This window comes from Novosphingobium sp. KCTC 2891, from assembly GCF_025938155.1.
Lineage (GTDB): Bacteria > Pseudomonadota > Alphaproteobacteria > Sphingomonadales > Sphingomonadaceae > Novosphingobium.
This window is the reverse complement of record NZ_JAPCZG010000002.1, coordinates 125,379-140,140: the sequence shown is the minus strand read 5'-3', so window position 1 is coordinate 140,140 and position 14,762 is coordinate 125,379. Positions and strand designations below refer to the sequence as shown.

17 protein-coding genes are annotated in these 14,762 nt (G+C 66.4%); 7 read left to right on the top strand and 10 right to left on the bottom strand.

The features are described 5' to 3' along the window. Positions 1-2 precede the first annotated feature (2 nt). The 5 genes from OLX02_RS04320 (at position 3) to OLX02_RS04300 (ending at position 3,245) form a co-directional block, all read left to right on the top strand. Complete coding sequence (locus OLX02_RS04320; protein ID WP_264420538.1) at positions 3-788, top strand: hypothetical protein; 786 nt, start codon at positions 3-5, stop codon at positions 786-788. Positions 789-791: 3 nt separating this feature from the next. Continuing rightward, complete coding sequence (locus OLX02_RS04315) at positions 792-1,412, top strand: MarC family protein (RefSeq protein ID WP_264420537.1); 621 nt, start codon at positions 792-794, stop codon at positions 1,410-1,412. 102 nt (positions 1,413-1,514) lie between these two features. Beyond that, complete coding sequence (locus OLX02_RS04310) at positions 1,515-2,504, top strand: right-handed parallel beta-helix repeat-containing protein (protein WP_413630059.1); 990 nt, start codon at positions 1,515-1,517, stop codon at positions 2,502-2,504. Positions 2,505-2,542: 38 nt separating this feature from the next. Beyond that, a complete protein-coding gene (locus OLX02_RS04305; protein WP_264420536.1) occupies positions 2,543-2,890 on the top strand; it encodes a hypothetical protein in 348 nt (115 codons plus the stop codon). A 55-nt stretch (positions 2,891-2,945) separates the two neighbouring features. Then, positions 2,946-3,245: a hypothetical protein gene (locus OLX02_RS04300; RefSeq protein WP_264420535.1), complete on the top strand. Its 300-nt coding sequence runs from the start codon at positions 2,946-2,948 to the stop codon at positions 3,243-3,245. Positions 3,246-3,285: 40 nt separating this feature from the next. Here OLX02_RS04300 and ribA read toward each other — a convergent pair whose 3' ends face one another. From ribA to ppk2, 6 genes are all read right to left on the bottom strand, one after another. After that, positions 3,286-4,368 (bottom strand): GTP cyclohydrolase II, encoded by a 1,083-nt coding sequence (gene ribA / locus OLX02_RS04295; RefSeq protein ID WP_264420534.1) that lies wholly within the window; start codon positions 4,366-4,368, stop codon positions 3,286-3,288. Beyond that, the gene (locus tag OLX02_RS04290) at positions 4,365-5,156 is read right to left on the bottom strand and encodes an exodeoxyribonuclease III (protein ID WP_264420533.1); all 792 of its coding nucleotides are present in this window, start codon (positions 5,154-5,156) and stop codon (positions 4,365-4,367) included. The genes ribA and OLX02_RS04290 overlap by 4 nt, the downstream gene beginning before the upstream one ends. Positions 5,157-5,507: 351 nt before the next feature. Beyond that, complete coding sequence (locus OLX02_RS04285; protein ID WP_264420531.1) at positions 5,508-6,164, bottom strand: LolA family protein; 657 nt, start codon at positions 6,162-6,164, stop codon at positions 5,508-5,510. Between the two features lie 118 nt (positions 6,165-6,282). Then, on the bottom strand, positions 6,283-6,450 hold the full coding sequence (gene rpmG, locus OLX02_RS04280) for a 50S ribosomal protein L33 (protein WP_264420530.1): 168 nt from the start codon (positions 6,448-6,450) through the stop codon (positions 6,283-6,285). An 84-nt stretch (positions 6,451-6,534) separates the two neighbouring features. Then, positions 6,535-7,578 carry an acyltransferase family protein gene (locus OLX02_RS04275; protein WP_264420528.1) on the bottom strand — a complete coding sequence of 348 codons (1,044 nt, stop codon included), beginning with the start codon at positions 7,576-7,578 and terminating at the stop codon, positions 6,535-6,537. Between the two features lie 124 nt (positions 7,579-7,702). After that, positions 7,703-8,482 (bottom strand): polyphosphate kinase 2, encoded by a 780-nt coding sequence (ppk2, locus tag OLX02_RS04270; protein WP_264420527.1) that lies wholly within the window; start codon positions 8,480-8,482, stop codon positions 7,703-7,705. 155 nt (positions 8,483-8,637) lie between these two features. Between ppk2 and OLX02_RS04265 the strand changes: the two genes are divergently transcribed. Next, positions 8,638-9,795: an acyltransferase family protein gene (locus tag OLX02_RS04265; protein WP_264420525.1), complete on the top strand. Its 1,158-nt coding sequence runs from the start codon at positions 8,638-8,640 to the stop codon at positions 9,793-9,795. A gap of 70 nt (positions 9,796-9,865) precedes the next feature. Continuing rightward, entirely contained in the window at positions 9,866-10,804 is a 939-nt protein-coding gene (phhA, locus tag OLX02_RS04260) for a phenylalanine 4-monooxygenase (protein ID WP_264421166.1), read from the top strand. 75 nt (positions 10,805-10,879) lie between these two features. On the opposite strand, the gene OLX02_RS04255 is transcribed toward phhA, so the two are convergent. The 4 genes from OLX02_RS04255 to OLX02_RS04240 all read right to left on the bottom strand — a co-directional run bounded on the left by OLX02_RS04255 (position 10,880) and on the right by OLX02_RS04240 (position 14,669). Next, entirely contained in the window at positions 10,880-11,164 is a 285-nt protein-coding gene (locus OLX02_RS04255) for a hypothetical protein (protein WP_264420523.1), read from the bottom strand. Positions 11,165-11,242: 78 nt separating this feature from the next. Beyond that, positions 11,243-11,509 carry a GlsB/YeaQ/YmgE family stress response membrane protein gene (locus OLX02_RS04250; protein WP_264420521.1) on the bottom strand — a complete coding sequence of 89 codons (267 nt, stop codon included), beginning with the start codon at positions 11,507-11,509 and terminating at the stop codon, positions 11,243-11,245. Between the two features lie 109 nt (positions 11,510-11,618). After that, positions 11,619-12,434: an undecaprenyl-diphosphate phosphatase gene (locus OLX02_RS04245; RefSeq protein ID WP_264420519.1), complete on the bottom strand. Its 816-nt coding sequence runs from the start codon at positions 12,432-12,434 to the stop codon at positions 11,619-11,621. Positions 12,435-12,509: 75 nt separating this feature from the next. Then, entirely contained in the window at positions 12,510-14,669 is a 2,160-nt protein-coding gene (locus OLX02_RS04240) for a M13 family metallopeptidase (RefSeq protein WP_264420517.1), read from the bottom strand. Positions 14,670-14,762: the final 93 nt, after the last annotated feature.

The following is a 14,762-nucleotide window of genomic DNA, read 5'->3' as shown; positions in this document are numbered from 1 at the left end:
CCATGAAGCGTTTCCTCGCCGCGCTGCCGGTGCTCGCCCTGCTTGCGTCTCTCGATCCCGCGCTTGCCCGGTCTCCCCAGCGCGGGGGCCTGCGTCCGCTGGCCAATCCCAGCGCGCTGATCGCCGCCGAACTCGCCTTCTCCCGCCTCGCGCAGGACAAGGGGCAGTGGACCGCCTTTGCCGAAACCGCCGCACCCGATGCGGAAATGTTCGTGCCGCAGCGCGTTGCCGCGCCCGAATGGTTGAAAAAGCGCGCCAGTCCGCCGGCTGCCGTCAAATGGCAGGCCCATGCCGTCTGGATCAGCTGCGACGGCAGCGCCGGGGTTACGCGCGGGGCCTGGCAATCGGGCGCCGGGGGCAGCGCCACCGGCTGGTTCACCACCGTGTGGCATCGCCAGAAGAAGGGCGATTACAAGTGGGTGCTCGATCAGGGCGATGCGGCCGCCGCCCCCATTGCCGCGCCTGATTTCCTCGAAGGCAAAGTCGCCGATTGCCCGGCGCGCAAGGATGCGCCCGATGGCGGCCCCGCCCCGGACGAAGCGCCGCGCAAGGAGCGCAAGGCCGGCAAGGACGCACCGGTTCCGTTGCCGCCGCTCGCCGGCCCGCTGCCTCCGCTCGACGCCCCGGCCGGCGCAGACGCGAAGGATGGCCGCTCCACGGATGGCACGCTCGCATGGCGATCGGTGGTGCTGCCCGGTGGCGCGCGCGATTTCACGGCATGGATGTGGAAGGACGGCGCCATGGCCGAAGTCGTGCACACCCATGCCGCTGCGCCGAAGGCGGGCTGAGCCATGTTCCAGCTGTTCGTCTCCGCCTTCGTCACCCTGTTCGTGGTGATCGACCCGCCCGGCTGCGCGCCGATCTATGCGGGCCTCACCGCCAATGCCTCGCACCGCCAGGCGCTGTCGATGGCGGCGCGCGCCTGCCTCATCGCCACGGGCATCCTGCTGGTCTTCGCGCTGTTCGGCGAGGATCTGCTCGGCGCGCTGCACATCGAGCTGGACAGTTTCCGCATCGCGGGCGGGATCATGCTGTTCCTGATCGCACTCGACATGGTGTTCGAAAAGCGCACCGAGCGGCGCGAGGAACGGGCCGAGAAGGTCAAGACCGCACAGCCCCACGTCGAGGATGTCTCGGTGTTTCCGATGGCCATGCCGATGCTCGCGGGGCCGGGATCGATCGCCTCGGTCATGCTGCTGACGGCACGCGCCAAGGGGATCGAGGAGACCGGGGTGATCCTGGCCGCGCTGGCGCTGGTCATGGTGCTCAGCTTCCTCGCGCTCGTCGCGGCGCGGCCGATCATCCGCGTGCTGGGATCGCAGGTGGAAGCGGTCATCACCCGCCTGCTGGGCGTGCTGCTGGCCGCGCTGGCGGCGCAGTTCGTGATCGACGGCATCCAGGCGCAGTTCTGACGGTTTCTGTGCCAGAACGGGGCGTCTCGCCGGTTGGACAGGGAACCGGATGACGCCGCGCTCATTTGCAGATACCCGGGTGCAATGCTCCGGACCATCGCCATGCTGAAACAGATCGAATCCCGGATGAGCCGGCACCACGCCCTGCGCGTGCAACTGATGCTCCTTGGCGCGGCCATGCTGCTGGCGATTCCCGCCGGCGCGGTTTTTGCGCAGTCGCAGCTGGCGCCCTACACCGTGGTCGAAACCGGACAGCGCTTCGCCTCGCTGCAGGAAGCGGTCAACGCCATCGGCGACCGTTCGGGCACCATCGGTATCGCGCCCGGCGCGTATCGCGATTGCGCGGTGCAGACCACGGGCGATGTCGCTTATCTCGCGCAGGTGCCGGGGCGCGTCGCGTTCGATGGCGCGGTTTGCGAAGGCAAGGCGGCGCTGGTGATGCGCGGCCGCTCGATGCGGGTCGAAGGGATCACGTTCCAGAACCTGCGCGTGCCCGATGGCAACGGCGCGGGCATCCGGCTCGAACACGGCGACCTTGTCGTGCGCCAGGCATGGTTCAAGGACAGCGAGGAGGGCATCCTTTCCGCCGACGATCCGACCGGCTCGGTGCTGATCGACCAGTCCACCTTCACCCGCCTTGGCCGCTGCGATCGCGGCCTGTCCTGCGCGCATTCGGTCTATTTCGCCGACTATGGCAGCGTCACCATCCGCCGCAGCCGCTTCGAGCAGGGCCGTGGCGGGCATTACGTGAAGACGCGCGCGGCCCGCGTCGAAGTCGTCGATTCGAGCTTCGACGACAGCAAGGGGCGTACCACGAACTACATGATCGACCTGTCCACCGGTTCCACCGGGCTGATCGCGGGCAACTGGTTCGTGCAGGGGCAGGACAAGGAAAACTACAGCGCCTTCATCGCCAACGGCGCCGAAGGCCACGCGCATTCCGCCAACGGCTTGACCATCGCCGACAATGTCGCGCGGCTTGCGCCCGGCGTGGACCGCAACACCGTGTTCTTCGCCGACTGGACGGGCGACAAGGTGAAACTGGGCCAGAACACCATCGGTGCCGGCCTGAAGCCCTTCGAAAAGCGCTGAAACTTGCGCTTGCGGGCGCGAGACCTTACCTCGGAGGGGTGAACCGGCCGCTTGCCCTGCGGACGGCGGCGCGCCTCTGGGCGCTGCTGCTGGTCCTGACCATTGCCTTCCAGGCGCTGGCGCCGTCGGGTGAGGCGCTGGCCCAGCGCAGCGGTTCCGCTTTCAGTGCAGACACTATCGAGGTCGCCATCGCTCCGGCGCGGCGCGAGGTTTCGGTGGAACTGCCTGCGCTGCCGGCAGCCCCGCCGGTGCTGCCCGCGATTGTTCCCGCGCTCGTCGCAATCCTTGCCGCCGTGGTCCTGCTGCGTCCGCGTTCGACTGGCCCGCCGCTTCGCCTGATGCCCTTGGCGCGGCGGCTTTCACCGCGGGCGCCGCCCCTGACCTGAACGACACCTAACCGCACCTTGCGTGCATCTGGCCGTCTTTCAGGAAGACCCGAACATGAACGAACTGAACCCGAGCGCCACCGCGCTCGCCCGCCGCGCGCACGTGGAAGCGCTGCTGGCCGCCTACCCCGATGTCACCCCGCCCGAACATGGGATCCTGCTCCAGTGGTTCCGCAAGGAAGCCAGTGCGCTGGACGTTGCGATGATGGCGAGCAACCCCGAGATCGCACGCGGCTACCGCCGCTTTCGCGAGGAGCATATCGACCGCTTTACGCTGGCCGACGTGGGGAAGGCGCTGGCCTTTGCTTCGGTGGTGGTGCTGCTTGCGGGGCTGATGCTGTTCCGCGCTTTCTGAGCGCGGGGAGGGGGCCCTTGCGGCCTCCTCCCGTCTCCGATCAGCCGAGGCCGTTTCCTTCGCCGAGGATGTGGCCGGTACGGTCGCGCTTGGTGGCGAGGTAGCGTGCGTTGTGCGGATTGGCGGGCAACTGGTGGGGCACCCGCTCGATCACGTTGACGCCCACCGACTGGAGCGCGGCGACCTTGGCCGGGTTGTTGGTCATCAGCCGCACCGCCTGCACGCCGATCAGGTCGAGCATCCGTGCCGCCACCGGGAAATCCCGCGCTTCGCTGGGCAGGCCCAGTCGTTCGTTGGCGTCGACCGTGTCGAACCCCTGGTCCTGCAATTCATAGGCGCGCAGCTTGTTGATGAGGCCGATGCCGCGCCCTTCCTGCCGAAGGTAGAGCAGCACCCCCCAACCACCCGCGTTGGCTTCCTCCGCCATCGCGGCCAGTGCGGCATCAAGCTGCGGGCCGCAATCGCACTTGAGGCTGCCGAGCACGTCCCCGGTCAGGCATTCGCTGTGCAGCCGCACCAGCGGCGGGCGGTCGCCGCTCTGCGTGCCGAGAACCAGCGCAACGTGTTCGCGCAGGTCGTCGCGCGCCCGGAATGCGATGATCTCGGCATGTTCGCAGGCGTGGACGGGCAGGCGCGCGCGGGCCTGGATGGTGAGGTTGAGAGGGTCCTTGAACGCGGCGAGATCGGCGGCGGCGACTTCGGCCGCCACGTCTGCCCCGGCCGCGACGAGGAAGGCGGGGAGAATGCCGGCCAGCCGCGCCATTTCCATCGCGGCGAAGGCGGCGTCATGCGCCTCGATCGGTTCGGCGCGGAAGGGGCCGCGCAGGGGCCGGGCAAGGTCCAGCGCCGGATCGGCCAGTTCGCGCGCGGTGCGCAGGCTGAACGGTTCGGCGCCGTGGATCATCACTGGCGCTTCGGGCACAGCCGCCTCGCGCTGGTTGGCGAGCTTGAGCGTGACCGCCCGCGCGGCCGAGATCAGCATCTGCGCGGCGTAAACCCCGGGCTGGGCAAAGCCGGTTTCCGCCGGCAGCAGATCGAGGGCCCCGCCGGCCCCGGTTACCCGGATCGCCCAGCCGTGGCGCAGGGCATCGAGAGCGCGCGCCACCGCGCGGGCTTCGGTCACAGCGCGAACTCGGTGATGAGGGGAATGTGATCCGATGGCTGTTCCCACTTGCGGGTTTCCTCGACGAACCGATGCGACGCCGATTGCGCGGCCAGTTCGGGCGAGGCCCACATATGATCGAGCCGCCGGCCCTGGTCCTTGGCGCGCCAGTAGGAGCGGTAGGACCACCAGGAATAGTTCCGTTCGGGCGCGGGGATGTGCTTGCGCCCCAGGTCCACCCAGCCGTGCGCGTCGGCAAAGCGCTGGAGCGTCTCGACTTCGAGCGGGGTGTGGCTGACCACCTTGAGCAGCGCCTTGTGGCTGTAGACGTCGCAATCGAGTGGAGCGATGTTGAAATCGCCGACGATCAGCGTGGGCCGGTCGACCTTGTCCGCCCAGCGCGTCATGCGTTCGAGGAAATCGAGCTTCTGCCCGAACTTCGCGTTCACCTCGCGGTCGGGAATGTCCCCGCCCGCGGGAATGTAGACGTTTTCCAGCACCATGCCCTGGCCGGGGCCGAGCAGTTCGACGCCGACATGGCGAGCCTCTCCGTTGTCCTGCCAATCGTGCCGGCTGAACTCGCGGAAGGGGATGCGGCTGACCGTGGCGACGCCGTGGTAGCCCTTCTGCCCGTGGACCGCGCGGTGGGTGTAGCCCAGCTTCTCGAACACCTCGTGCGGGAACAGCGCCTCGGCGGTCTTGATTTCCTGGAGGCACAGCACGTCGGGTGCTTCCTGGGTGAGGAAGCGCTCGACCTGATCGGCGCGCAGGCGGACGGAATTGATGTTCCAGGTGGCGATGGAGACCATGGGCGTGGCTTTAGGTGGCTTGGCCGGGGTTTTCCAGTTCCGGTTTCGCCGGGCACGCTGCCTTCGACAGGCTCAGGTTGAGTGGCCGGGCGCGAATCGTGCGCATCAAATGGAAAACCCCCGCCCCGGGGGCATTGGGGCGAGGGTTCCATGTGCGTTCGTCACGCGATGACAAGAGGGCGGGAAGGAGGCCGGGCAACAGGGGGGAAACCCGCCTCGGCCGTCTTGTCGAGAGCCCTTCTAGAGGCACCCCGCTTGCTCCCCGATGAACGCTTGCGTCAGGATGGTCGCAAATTGTCGCAAGTGCCCAACAGGTTGCGGGTGAGGCGTGGCCCAGAGGGGACGAACGCCTCAGTGGCGAATCTGCGGACGGGGATCGGTCCAGCGGAAAGTGTTGTCGGGCACGTCAACACCGTATTGCTGATTCGACAGGCGGATGGTGGTCCGCTTGGCCTGCGAATCGAGCGCGACCCACGAATCGAGCTGCCATCCGCCCGGGGCGGCGGCGTTTCGCGTCATGACCATGGTGATCGTGCCATATTCGGGATGGCGCGGGTCCTTGACGTTCACGCTCAGCACGTCGGGATGCGCGGTGGGGTTGAGCGTGGCGAAACGGGCCACGTCCTTGTTGGGATCGAGCAGCGCGCCCAGCGGGCTGTTGCGGATTGGCCAGCGCTGCACCTGCCGCACTTCGTAATCGATCATGGTCAGCGCGGCGCCGTCCGAGACGATCAGGAAGGGCACGCCCTTCTGGTACTGGAAGCGGATCTTGCCGGGGCGCTTCAGCGTCATCGTGCCGCCGATGCGCTGGCCGTTGCGGTCGGTCTGGACGAAGTCCGCGCGCATCGTGGAGATCGCGCGCAGCGCCGAAACGGCCTGGTCGACCTGGGGCGAGCGTGCGCTTTGTGCCGAGACGGCCTGCGGAAACGCGGCAAGGCCCGTCGCTGCAAGAGCGAGGGCCGAGCCGGCGAGAGCCGCGGTGCGGAGGGATTTCAAGATCGTGTTCATCGCCGTTCCTTGCAGTGTCGGCGTTGAACTCACCGTGAACCCCCCAAGTTCCATGACGAGGGCCGGTTCCGGCAAAGGCGCGGGCGCAACCGCTTGCAGCGGGCGCCCGCCAACCGCCTTACTTGATCTTGGCTTCCTTGAACTCGACGTGCTTGCGCACGACGGGATCGTACTTGCGGAAGTTCATCTTCTCGGTCGTGTTGCGCGGGTTCTTCTTGGTCACATAGAAGAAACCGGTGTCTGCGGTCGAGACCAGGCGGATCTTGACGGTGGTGGGCTTGGCCATTGCTCTATCCTGAAAACGAAGTCGGCGGCGCGTCGCCACGCCGCCTTCACAGGGCGCGGGCGTTGGGGGAGAATCGGGGGAAAGTCAAGCAGGGGATGGTACCGGCACAGCCCTTTGCCTGACCATTTGCTGGATCGGCTTGTCGAACCAGCGCCACGCCAGCCAGCCGGCGGCGATCGCGGCAACCATCTCCGCGCCGGAAAAGGCAAGGTCGGCCATCCCGTGGGGGACGATCGCCCGGCGCAGTTCAAGCCCCACCCGCAGGACCGGCGCCTGGCAGATATAGACGGGGTAGGACAATAGCCCGCCGAACCGGCAGACGGACGAGAGGCGGGCGCCCAACTGGCTGGCCGAGCCCGCCCAGACTAGCATGGGGAACAGCACCAGCACCATCAGCAGCGAGACGATCGCGGTGGATATGGTGGGCAGCAGCAGCGCGAGCGTGAGGCTTCCCACAATCAGCCAGGCAGGCAGGACCGGCTGCGCGGGGCGGAAGCGATAGGCCAGAATGCCCACGAAAAACGGATAGGGAACGCGCGAGAAGCCGTACCAGAAGTTTGCCTGCCTGTGCCCTCCGTCCACGATCCCCTGCGCCAGCGCGTTGGAGAGCAGCAGCGCGGCGGAAACCAGGAGAATGGCGATCAGCACCCGCGTGGAAAGCCAGGGCGCCATCGCGGCGTAGACCGCATTGGCGATGGCCTCGAACGTCAGCGACCATACCGCCATGTTGAAGGGGTAAGCGGTTGCCCACTGTGGGAAGACGAAGGAGGGAAGCAGCAGCAGGGATAGCGCCGCCGCGCTCAGCACGTCGGTAACCGCGATTTCATGCCGGGTCAGAGCCGCTCCGAGCGCGAGGACGATGCCCACCGCTGTGCTGAGGAAAACGAGCGGGTAGAGCCGCTTGAAGCGCACGCTGGCGAATGCGGCGAGCGACATCGCGCCGCTGCACAGGCGTTCTTCATAGGCATAGGCGATCACGAAGCCGCTGAGCACGTAGAAGAAGTCCACCGCCAGAGCCGCAAAAGGCAAGACCTCGCCAACCGCCTGCTGGACCACGTGCAACAACAAGACGACGAGGGCGGCAATACCGCGCAGGCCGTCCAGAAAAACGAAGTGGTTCTTGTGCAAGAAAGTGCCCCCCGGCCCCTGCAGAATTCACGCTGCATCGCGCAATGATCCAGGGGCGGCAAGCTGTGTAAGGTTCGTTATGGGGCCTTGGCAGCGGAGCACTCGCGGTGGAGCGGAAAGTGGCTCAGCTGCCGCCGTGCGGGCTGATTGGTTCGACCACGCCGAAGCGCTCCTTGTGGGGGTCGTGGCCCAGCGGGGGCAGGTCGAGCGGTGCGACGTCGACCTCGGTATCGGGCAGGCGGTCGAGCAGGTGGCGCACCAGCGTCAGGCGGCCCCGGCGCTGGTCGTTGAAATCGACGAGCGCCCAGGGCGCGTGGGACGTGTGGGTGGCAGCGAGCATGGCCTCGCGCGCCTTGGTGTAGTCCTCGTAGTGGCTGCGGGCCTCCAGATCGATCGGCGACAGTTTCCAGCGCTTCATCGGATCGTCGCGCCGTTCGGCAAAGCGTTTTTCCTGCTCGGCCTGATCGCAGCACAGCCAGTACTTGAACAGCAGTATGCCGTCGTCGGTCAGCAGCTTTTCGAACACCGGCACCTGCGCAAGGAACGTGCGGACCTGGTCCAGCGTGGCATAGCCCATCACGCGCTCGACGCCCGCGCGGTTGTACCAGCTGCGGTCGAACAGCACGATTTCGCCGGCGGCGGGCAGGTGGGGGACATAACGCTGGAAGTACCACTGGTCGCGCTCACGCTCGGTGGGCTTGCCCAATGCGACGGTGCGGACCTGCCGGGGGTTGAGCTTTTCAGAAATGGCATGGATCACGCCGGTCTTGCCCGCGGTATCGCGCCCTTCGAGCAGGACCAGCACGCGCGCGCCTTTGGCGGCGGCCCAGCGGGCCATGCCCGAAAGTTCTTCCTGCAAGGGTTCGAGCAGCTGATCGTAGTCCTTGCGCTTCAGTTCGCTCATTGCGTGTTCCTTTGCTCGGCTCAGTATAGGCCGTTGAAACAAGGCTGCAAAAAGTAACTGCGCGTGGCCCGCGCCTACAAAAGGCATGCGATTCGGGTCCATTTTGCATTTTACACAGGCCTTAGGCTGCTGCGCTGATGTGCCGACAGCCGGGAATGCCGATCTCGGCCTCGATGGACAGAGGGGTTTTCGTGTCTTTGGGGGCAAGAATGGCATCGGCCGACGGGCGACCGTCCGGCTTCGATTATATGCGACTGTTTCTCGCGGTTTCGGTCATGGTGATGCACATCACCATTACGACTTATGGCCAGCAGGCGGACTTCGCGCTGTGGGCCTCCCCTTGGCGGCCGTTGCTGCGGGCCATCGTCCCGGCCTTTTTCGTCCTGAGTGGTTTCCTGGTGTGCGGGAGCCTCTACCGCTGCCGTACGCTGTTCATGTTCGCCGGGCTGCGGGCGATCCGGATCTATCCAGCCCTGTCCGTCGAGGTGCTGATTTCGGCGTTCCTGATGGGGCCATTCGTTTCGACGATGGCGCCGCCAGACTATTTCACCGACGCACAGTTCCTGCGCTACCTCGTGAATGTGACCGGGCATATCAGCTATCAATTGCCGGGTGTGTTCACGGGCAATCCCTTTCCCGACATCGTCAATGCGCAGTTGTGGACGGTGCCCTTCGAGCTTTATTGCTACCTTGCCCTGATCGTGGCCGCGCTGGCCGGAATCCGGCGGCACCGGCTCCTGACGGTGATTGCGGTGATCCTGGTGATGGCGGGGCATCTGGCGGCGCGCCTGATCCGCCATGGCGGGCATTACGAGCCGATCTTGGGTGCTCCGCCCGGACCGCTGCTGATCGGCTATTTCCTCGCCGGAATTGCCTTTTACCAGTATCGCGACGAGGTTCCCGCCAATCCCCTGCTCGCCGCCGTGAGCGCGGCGGTGGCCGGGGTAAGCCTCGCGGTTCTGCCGCTTGGCGAATATGTGGCGATCCCGGCGCTCGGCTACCTCACCGTCTATCTGGGGACGGCCGATCCCAGGCGTACTGTCATCGCCAAGGCAGCCGACTATTCTTATGGCATCTACCTTTACGGCTTTGTCGTGCAGCAATTCGTCATGGCGCTCTGGCCGCATCTGCGGACTTGGTACTGGAACGCTCTGATCTGCATTCCGCTGGCCACCATCCTGGCGGCGATTTCGTGGCATTGGATCGAACTGCCCGCGACGAAATTCCGGCCAGTCCTGAACCGGCTGGAGAACCGCTGGGTGGCCTTCATGGCGCGTCTTCCCAAGGTCGGGGGCGTCCAGCAGGGCGCCTGACCGGCGATGGGGCCATCATCGTCTGCCTTTGCAGTGCGGGGCAGACATGATACAAGTTGCAATGGAAACCATGTCCATCGCGGCCGGCCTTGCCTCCGATTATCGCCTTCTGCCCGAACTGCCGGCGGATGTGTTCACCGCGCCGCTCAGGCGGCCGGCGAGGGTGGGGGAGGACTGGGTCGAGCCGGCGCAGCGCGCCTATGGCGCGGACGAGGACCGGATCTGGGACGACCTGTTTGCCCGGCAGATGGACATCCTGCCCGGCCGGGCGGCGAGCGCGTTCCTGCGCGGGCTGGACAAGCTGGACCTCGGGCGCGGCGGGGTGCCCGATTTCGGGCGGCTGTCGCAGGAACTGGATGCGCTGACGGGGTGGCGCGTGGTGCCGGTGCCGATGCTGATCCCCGACCACGTGTTCTTCTGGCACCTGGCCAACCGGCGGTTCCCGGCGGGGAACTTCATCCGCACGCGCGAGACGTTCGACTATATCGAGGAGCCGGACGTGTTCCACGACGTGTTCGGCCACGTGCCGATGCTGACCGACCCCACTTATGCCGATTACATGCAGGAATATGGCCGCGCCGGTTGGAAGGCGATGCGCCATAACCGGCTCAAGGCGCTGGGCGCGCTCTACTGGTACACGGTGGAGTTCGGGCTGATCGAGGAGGAGGCCGGGCTGCGCGCCTATGGCGCGGGCATTCTGTCCGGCCCGGCGGAGGCTGTGTTCGCGCTGGAGGCCGCCTCGCCCAATCGCATCTACCTCAACGTCGACCGGGTGATGCGCACCGACTACGTTATCGACGACCTGCAACCGACCTATTTCGTGATCGAGAGCTTCCGCGACCTCTATCACCAGACGGTGGAGCGCGATTTCGACCGGCTCTATCGCGGGCTGGGGCCGGGCTTCACATATGCCAATACCGCGGTGATCGACATCGACAACGTGTTGCACCGGGGCACGCTGGAATATCACTTGCGCGGTGGGCGCGGATCGGGCGCCGTTCCGGTCTGATCCGGCACGCCCGACGTGAAAACGGCGCCCGGTTACCCGGACGCCGCTTTGAAGCAAGTGGTCGACGAAGGGCGATCAGCCCGGCGTCTTGTCCATCTTGTCGGCCTTGTCTTCCATGGCGTCTGCCTTGGCCTCGCCCGAAGCGCGGACCGCATCCGCCTTGTTCTCAAGCGCTTCTTCCGAAGCACCGCCCACCTTGTCGGCGGTCTTGTCGATGGCATCGGCGGTGGCGTCGGTCGATTCGCGGACGGCCTGCGCCTGGTCTTCGGCGGCATTTTCCTGCTTGCTGTCGCAAGCGGCGAGGCTGAGGCCGAACGCTGCGACCGATGCGATCATCGCGCCCTTGAAAATGGTCTTCATGGATGTGGTCCCCTTCTTAAAGGAGGGGCGGCCCGCAAAGACCGCCCCATTTTGTGGAAGTACTTGGTTTTCAGTCTGTTAACGAACCGCGCCGCGACGGACGAGGTTGACCACCGCAAGCAGGATCACCGCGCCGAGGAACGACACGATCAGGCTGCCGGCCGAAATGCCCTGGGTGATGCTGCCGCCGCCGATCAGCGGGGCAAGGAGGAAACCGCCGAGCAGGGCGCCGACGATCCCGACCACGATGTTGAGAAAAATGCCCTGCTGCCCATCAGTGCGCATGACGATGCTCGCCAGCCAGCCAAGAATACCGCCGACGACGAGAAGGATGATAAGGCCCATTTTGCTAATCCCTTCGAATGCTGTCTGGTCCGGAAAATCCGGGGACAGGCATTTGGTTCCGAAGGTGCGACGAACCGAGTTTACTTGGGCCGGGCCAGACCTGATTATTTCAGGTGTACATCAGCCAAGCGCCGGCCAGCACGCCGGCGACAATGCGATACCATGCGAAGGGCGTGAACCCGCGCCGGCTGACATAGGCGACGAACAGCCGGATGACCGCGAGCGCCACGACGAACGAGACGAGGAAGCCGATGCCGATCTCGCTCCAGCCCACGCCGGTGGTGCCCGCCGCCAGCTGGTGGCGCTGCCCGAGCAGTTCGATCGTGCTGGCGCCCAGCATCGTCGGAATGGCGAGGAAGAACGAGAATTCGGCGGCGGTGCGCCGTTCGATGCCCATGGCAAGCGCGCCCATGATCGTCGCGCCCGAACGGCTGACGCCGGGAACCATGGCCAGGCACTGCACGAAGCCGACGCCGATCGCCTGCTTCAGCGGAAGCTGGCCGATGCCCGAAGGCTCTCCGCCCTTGGCGAAGCGTTCGACAACGAGGATGCCGATGCCGCCGACGATGAGCGCGGCGCAGACCACCAGCGGCTTGCCCAGCAGGCCTTCGATCTGGTGCTTGAAGATCAGCCCGATCACCGCCGCCGGCATGAACGCGGCCAGCAGGTTGCGCAGGAAGCGCAAGCTGAGCGGTTCGAGCTTCAGCAGGCCCATGCCCACCGCCCAGAACGTGCGCCAGTACTGCACGACGACCGCGAGGATTGCGCCAAGCTGGATCACCACGTTGAACAGCGCCCACTGCGCCGCGTCGTAGCCGAACAGTTCGGTCGCGAGGATCAGGTGGCCGGTCGAGGAGACGGGCAGGAACTCGGTAAGCCCCTCGACGATGCCGAGAAGTACTGCGGTGACGATGGTGCTGTCCATGGGGCCAAGGCCTCGCCGCAGCGCAGCAAAGTGTCAAGGGCGGCGCATGCGCGCCGCCCTTAAATTTTGGTCACTTCACCAGATGCGCACGCGCTGCGCGGGCGGGAGGTAGAGCTTGTCCGAAGGCTTGACGCCGAACGCCTTGTACCACTCGTCGAAGTTCCGGACGACGCCGTTGATCCGGTAGGCCGGCGGCGAGTGCGGATCGGTGACGAGGAACTGGCGCGCGGTCTCGTCGCGCACCTGGCTGCGCCACACCTGCGCCCACGACATGAAGAACCGCTGGTCGCCGGTCAGCCCGTCGATCACCGGCGCAGGCTTGCCGCCGAGCGAGAGCTTGTAGGCGCGGTAGGCGAGGCTGAGCCCGCCCACGTCGCCGATGTTCTCGCCCATCGTCAGCTTGCCGTTGACGCAGGCCTTGCCGCCCGCCGACTTCTCGTCGAACGGGCAGAAGGCGTCGTACTGCTGGCCCAGCCGCGTGGTCAGCGCCTCGAACGCGGCGCGGTCCTTGTCGGTCCACCACTCGCGCAGGTTGCCCTTGCCGTCGTAGCTCGATCCCTGATCGTCGAAGCCGTGGCCCATTTCGTGGCCGATCACCGCGCCGATGCCGCCATAGTTGACCGCCGGATCGGCCGAGAGGTTGAAGAACGGCGGCTGGAGGATCGCGGCGGGGAACACGATCTCGTTGAACGTGGGGTTGTAGTAGGCGTTGATCGTCTCGGGCAGCATCCCCCACTCGGTGCGGTCCACTTCCTTGCCGATGCGTGCGGTCTGGTAGCGGAAGTCCCAATTCTCGGCGGCGATCGCGTTGGCGAGCGGGGTGCCGGGCGCCTGGCTGAGCGCGGCATAGTCCTTGAACGTGGCGGGGGCGCCGATCTTGGGATTGAACGCGTCGAGCTTGGCCAGCGCTTCCTTGCGCGTATCGGTGCCCATCCACTTGAGATCGGCGAGGTTGGCGGCCATCGCCTTGCGCAGGTTGCCGACGAGATCGCCCATCGCCGCGCGGTTCTCCGCCGGGAAATAGCGGTCGGCGTAGATCTTGCCGAGTTGTTCGCCGACTTGTCCTTCGACCGCCTTGATCGCGCGCTTCCAGCGCGGCAGCTGCGCCTGCTGGCCGGCGAGCACGGTGCCGTAGAAGGCGAAGCGAGCATCGTCGATCGGCTTGGGCAGGGTGCCCGCGTAAGAGGCGAGGAACTGCGCGGCGAGCCATGCCTTCCACGTCTCGACCGGCTCGCTGCGGATCAGCGCGGCCACGGCGGGCACACCGCCGCCGAGCTTCGCCGCCATTTCCGGCGTATACTTCGCCGCCGCCAGCGCTTCGGCCGAAGGAGGCATCCGGGTGACGACCATGGCCTGCGCCGCGCCCGCACCCATCTCGTTCAGCATGGCATCGACGGGCAGGCCGGGCAGCGCCTTGGCGGCGTCCGCGCGGGCGACCTTGGTGTAGGTGAGCGAGGGGTTGCGCGACAGCGCGCGGTCCCAGAACGCGCCGGCCAGCTTGGTTTCCAGCGCATAGACCGCGTCTGCCGTCCTGGCCGGATCGGCATAGCCCGCCTGCCCCAGGGCAAAGCGCAGCCATTCCATGTACTTGGCGCGAACAGTCGTGTTCCGCGGGTTGTCGACGAGGTAGAAATCGCGGTCGGGCAGGCCAAGGCTGCCGGTGCTGACGTAGAGGATGTAGTGGTCGCTGTCCTTCTCGTCCGCATCGACGCCGAAGCCGATGGGCGAGGCGATGCCCGGCTGGGCGAACAGCAGTGCAAGATCGTCGGAAGTCTTTGCCGCGGCGATCCGGTCGAGCCAGGGCTTGGCCGGTGCAAGACCCGCGGCGTCGATCGCGGCGGTATCGAGATAGGCGGTATAGGCGGCGGCCACCTTGCCTTCGGGCGTGGCGGGATCGGCCTTCTTGGCGACCAGTTCGTCGAGAATGCCGCGCAGGCGGTCCTGGGACAGGTCATCGAGCGCGTTGAACGAACCGTAGCGCGTCTTGTCCGCGGGCATGACGAAGCCCGCCTTCCACTTGCCGTTGACGTACGTGTCGAAATCGTCGCCCGGCTTCACCGACTTGTCGACGTATTGCAGTTGCAGGCCGCTGCCGGGGAAGTCGCGGCTCATCAGTGGTGCCTGGGGCGCGGTGGCAGCGGCTGTCGCAGCCGCCGGGGCATCTTCGGCAAAGGCCGGCGCCACTTGGGCGAACACGGAGACGGCGGCAAGGAGCGCGGGAATCGACTTGTGCATCGCTGAGGAAATCCGTCCGGTTACAGATGTGACCGGATCACCCTTAACGGCTTAGCCGCGCCTGAACACCCCTTGGCGATTTCCCCGAAGGGC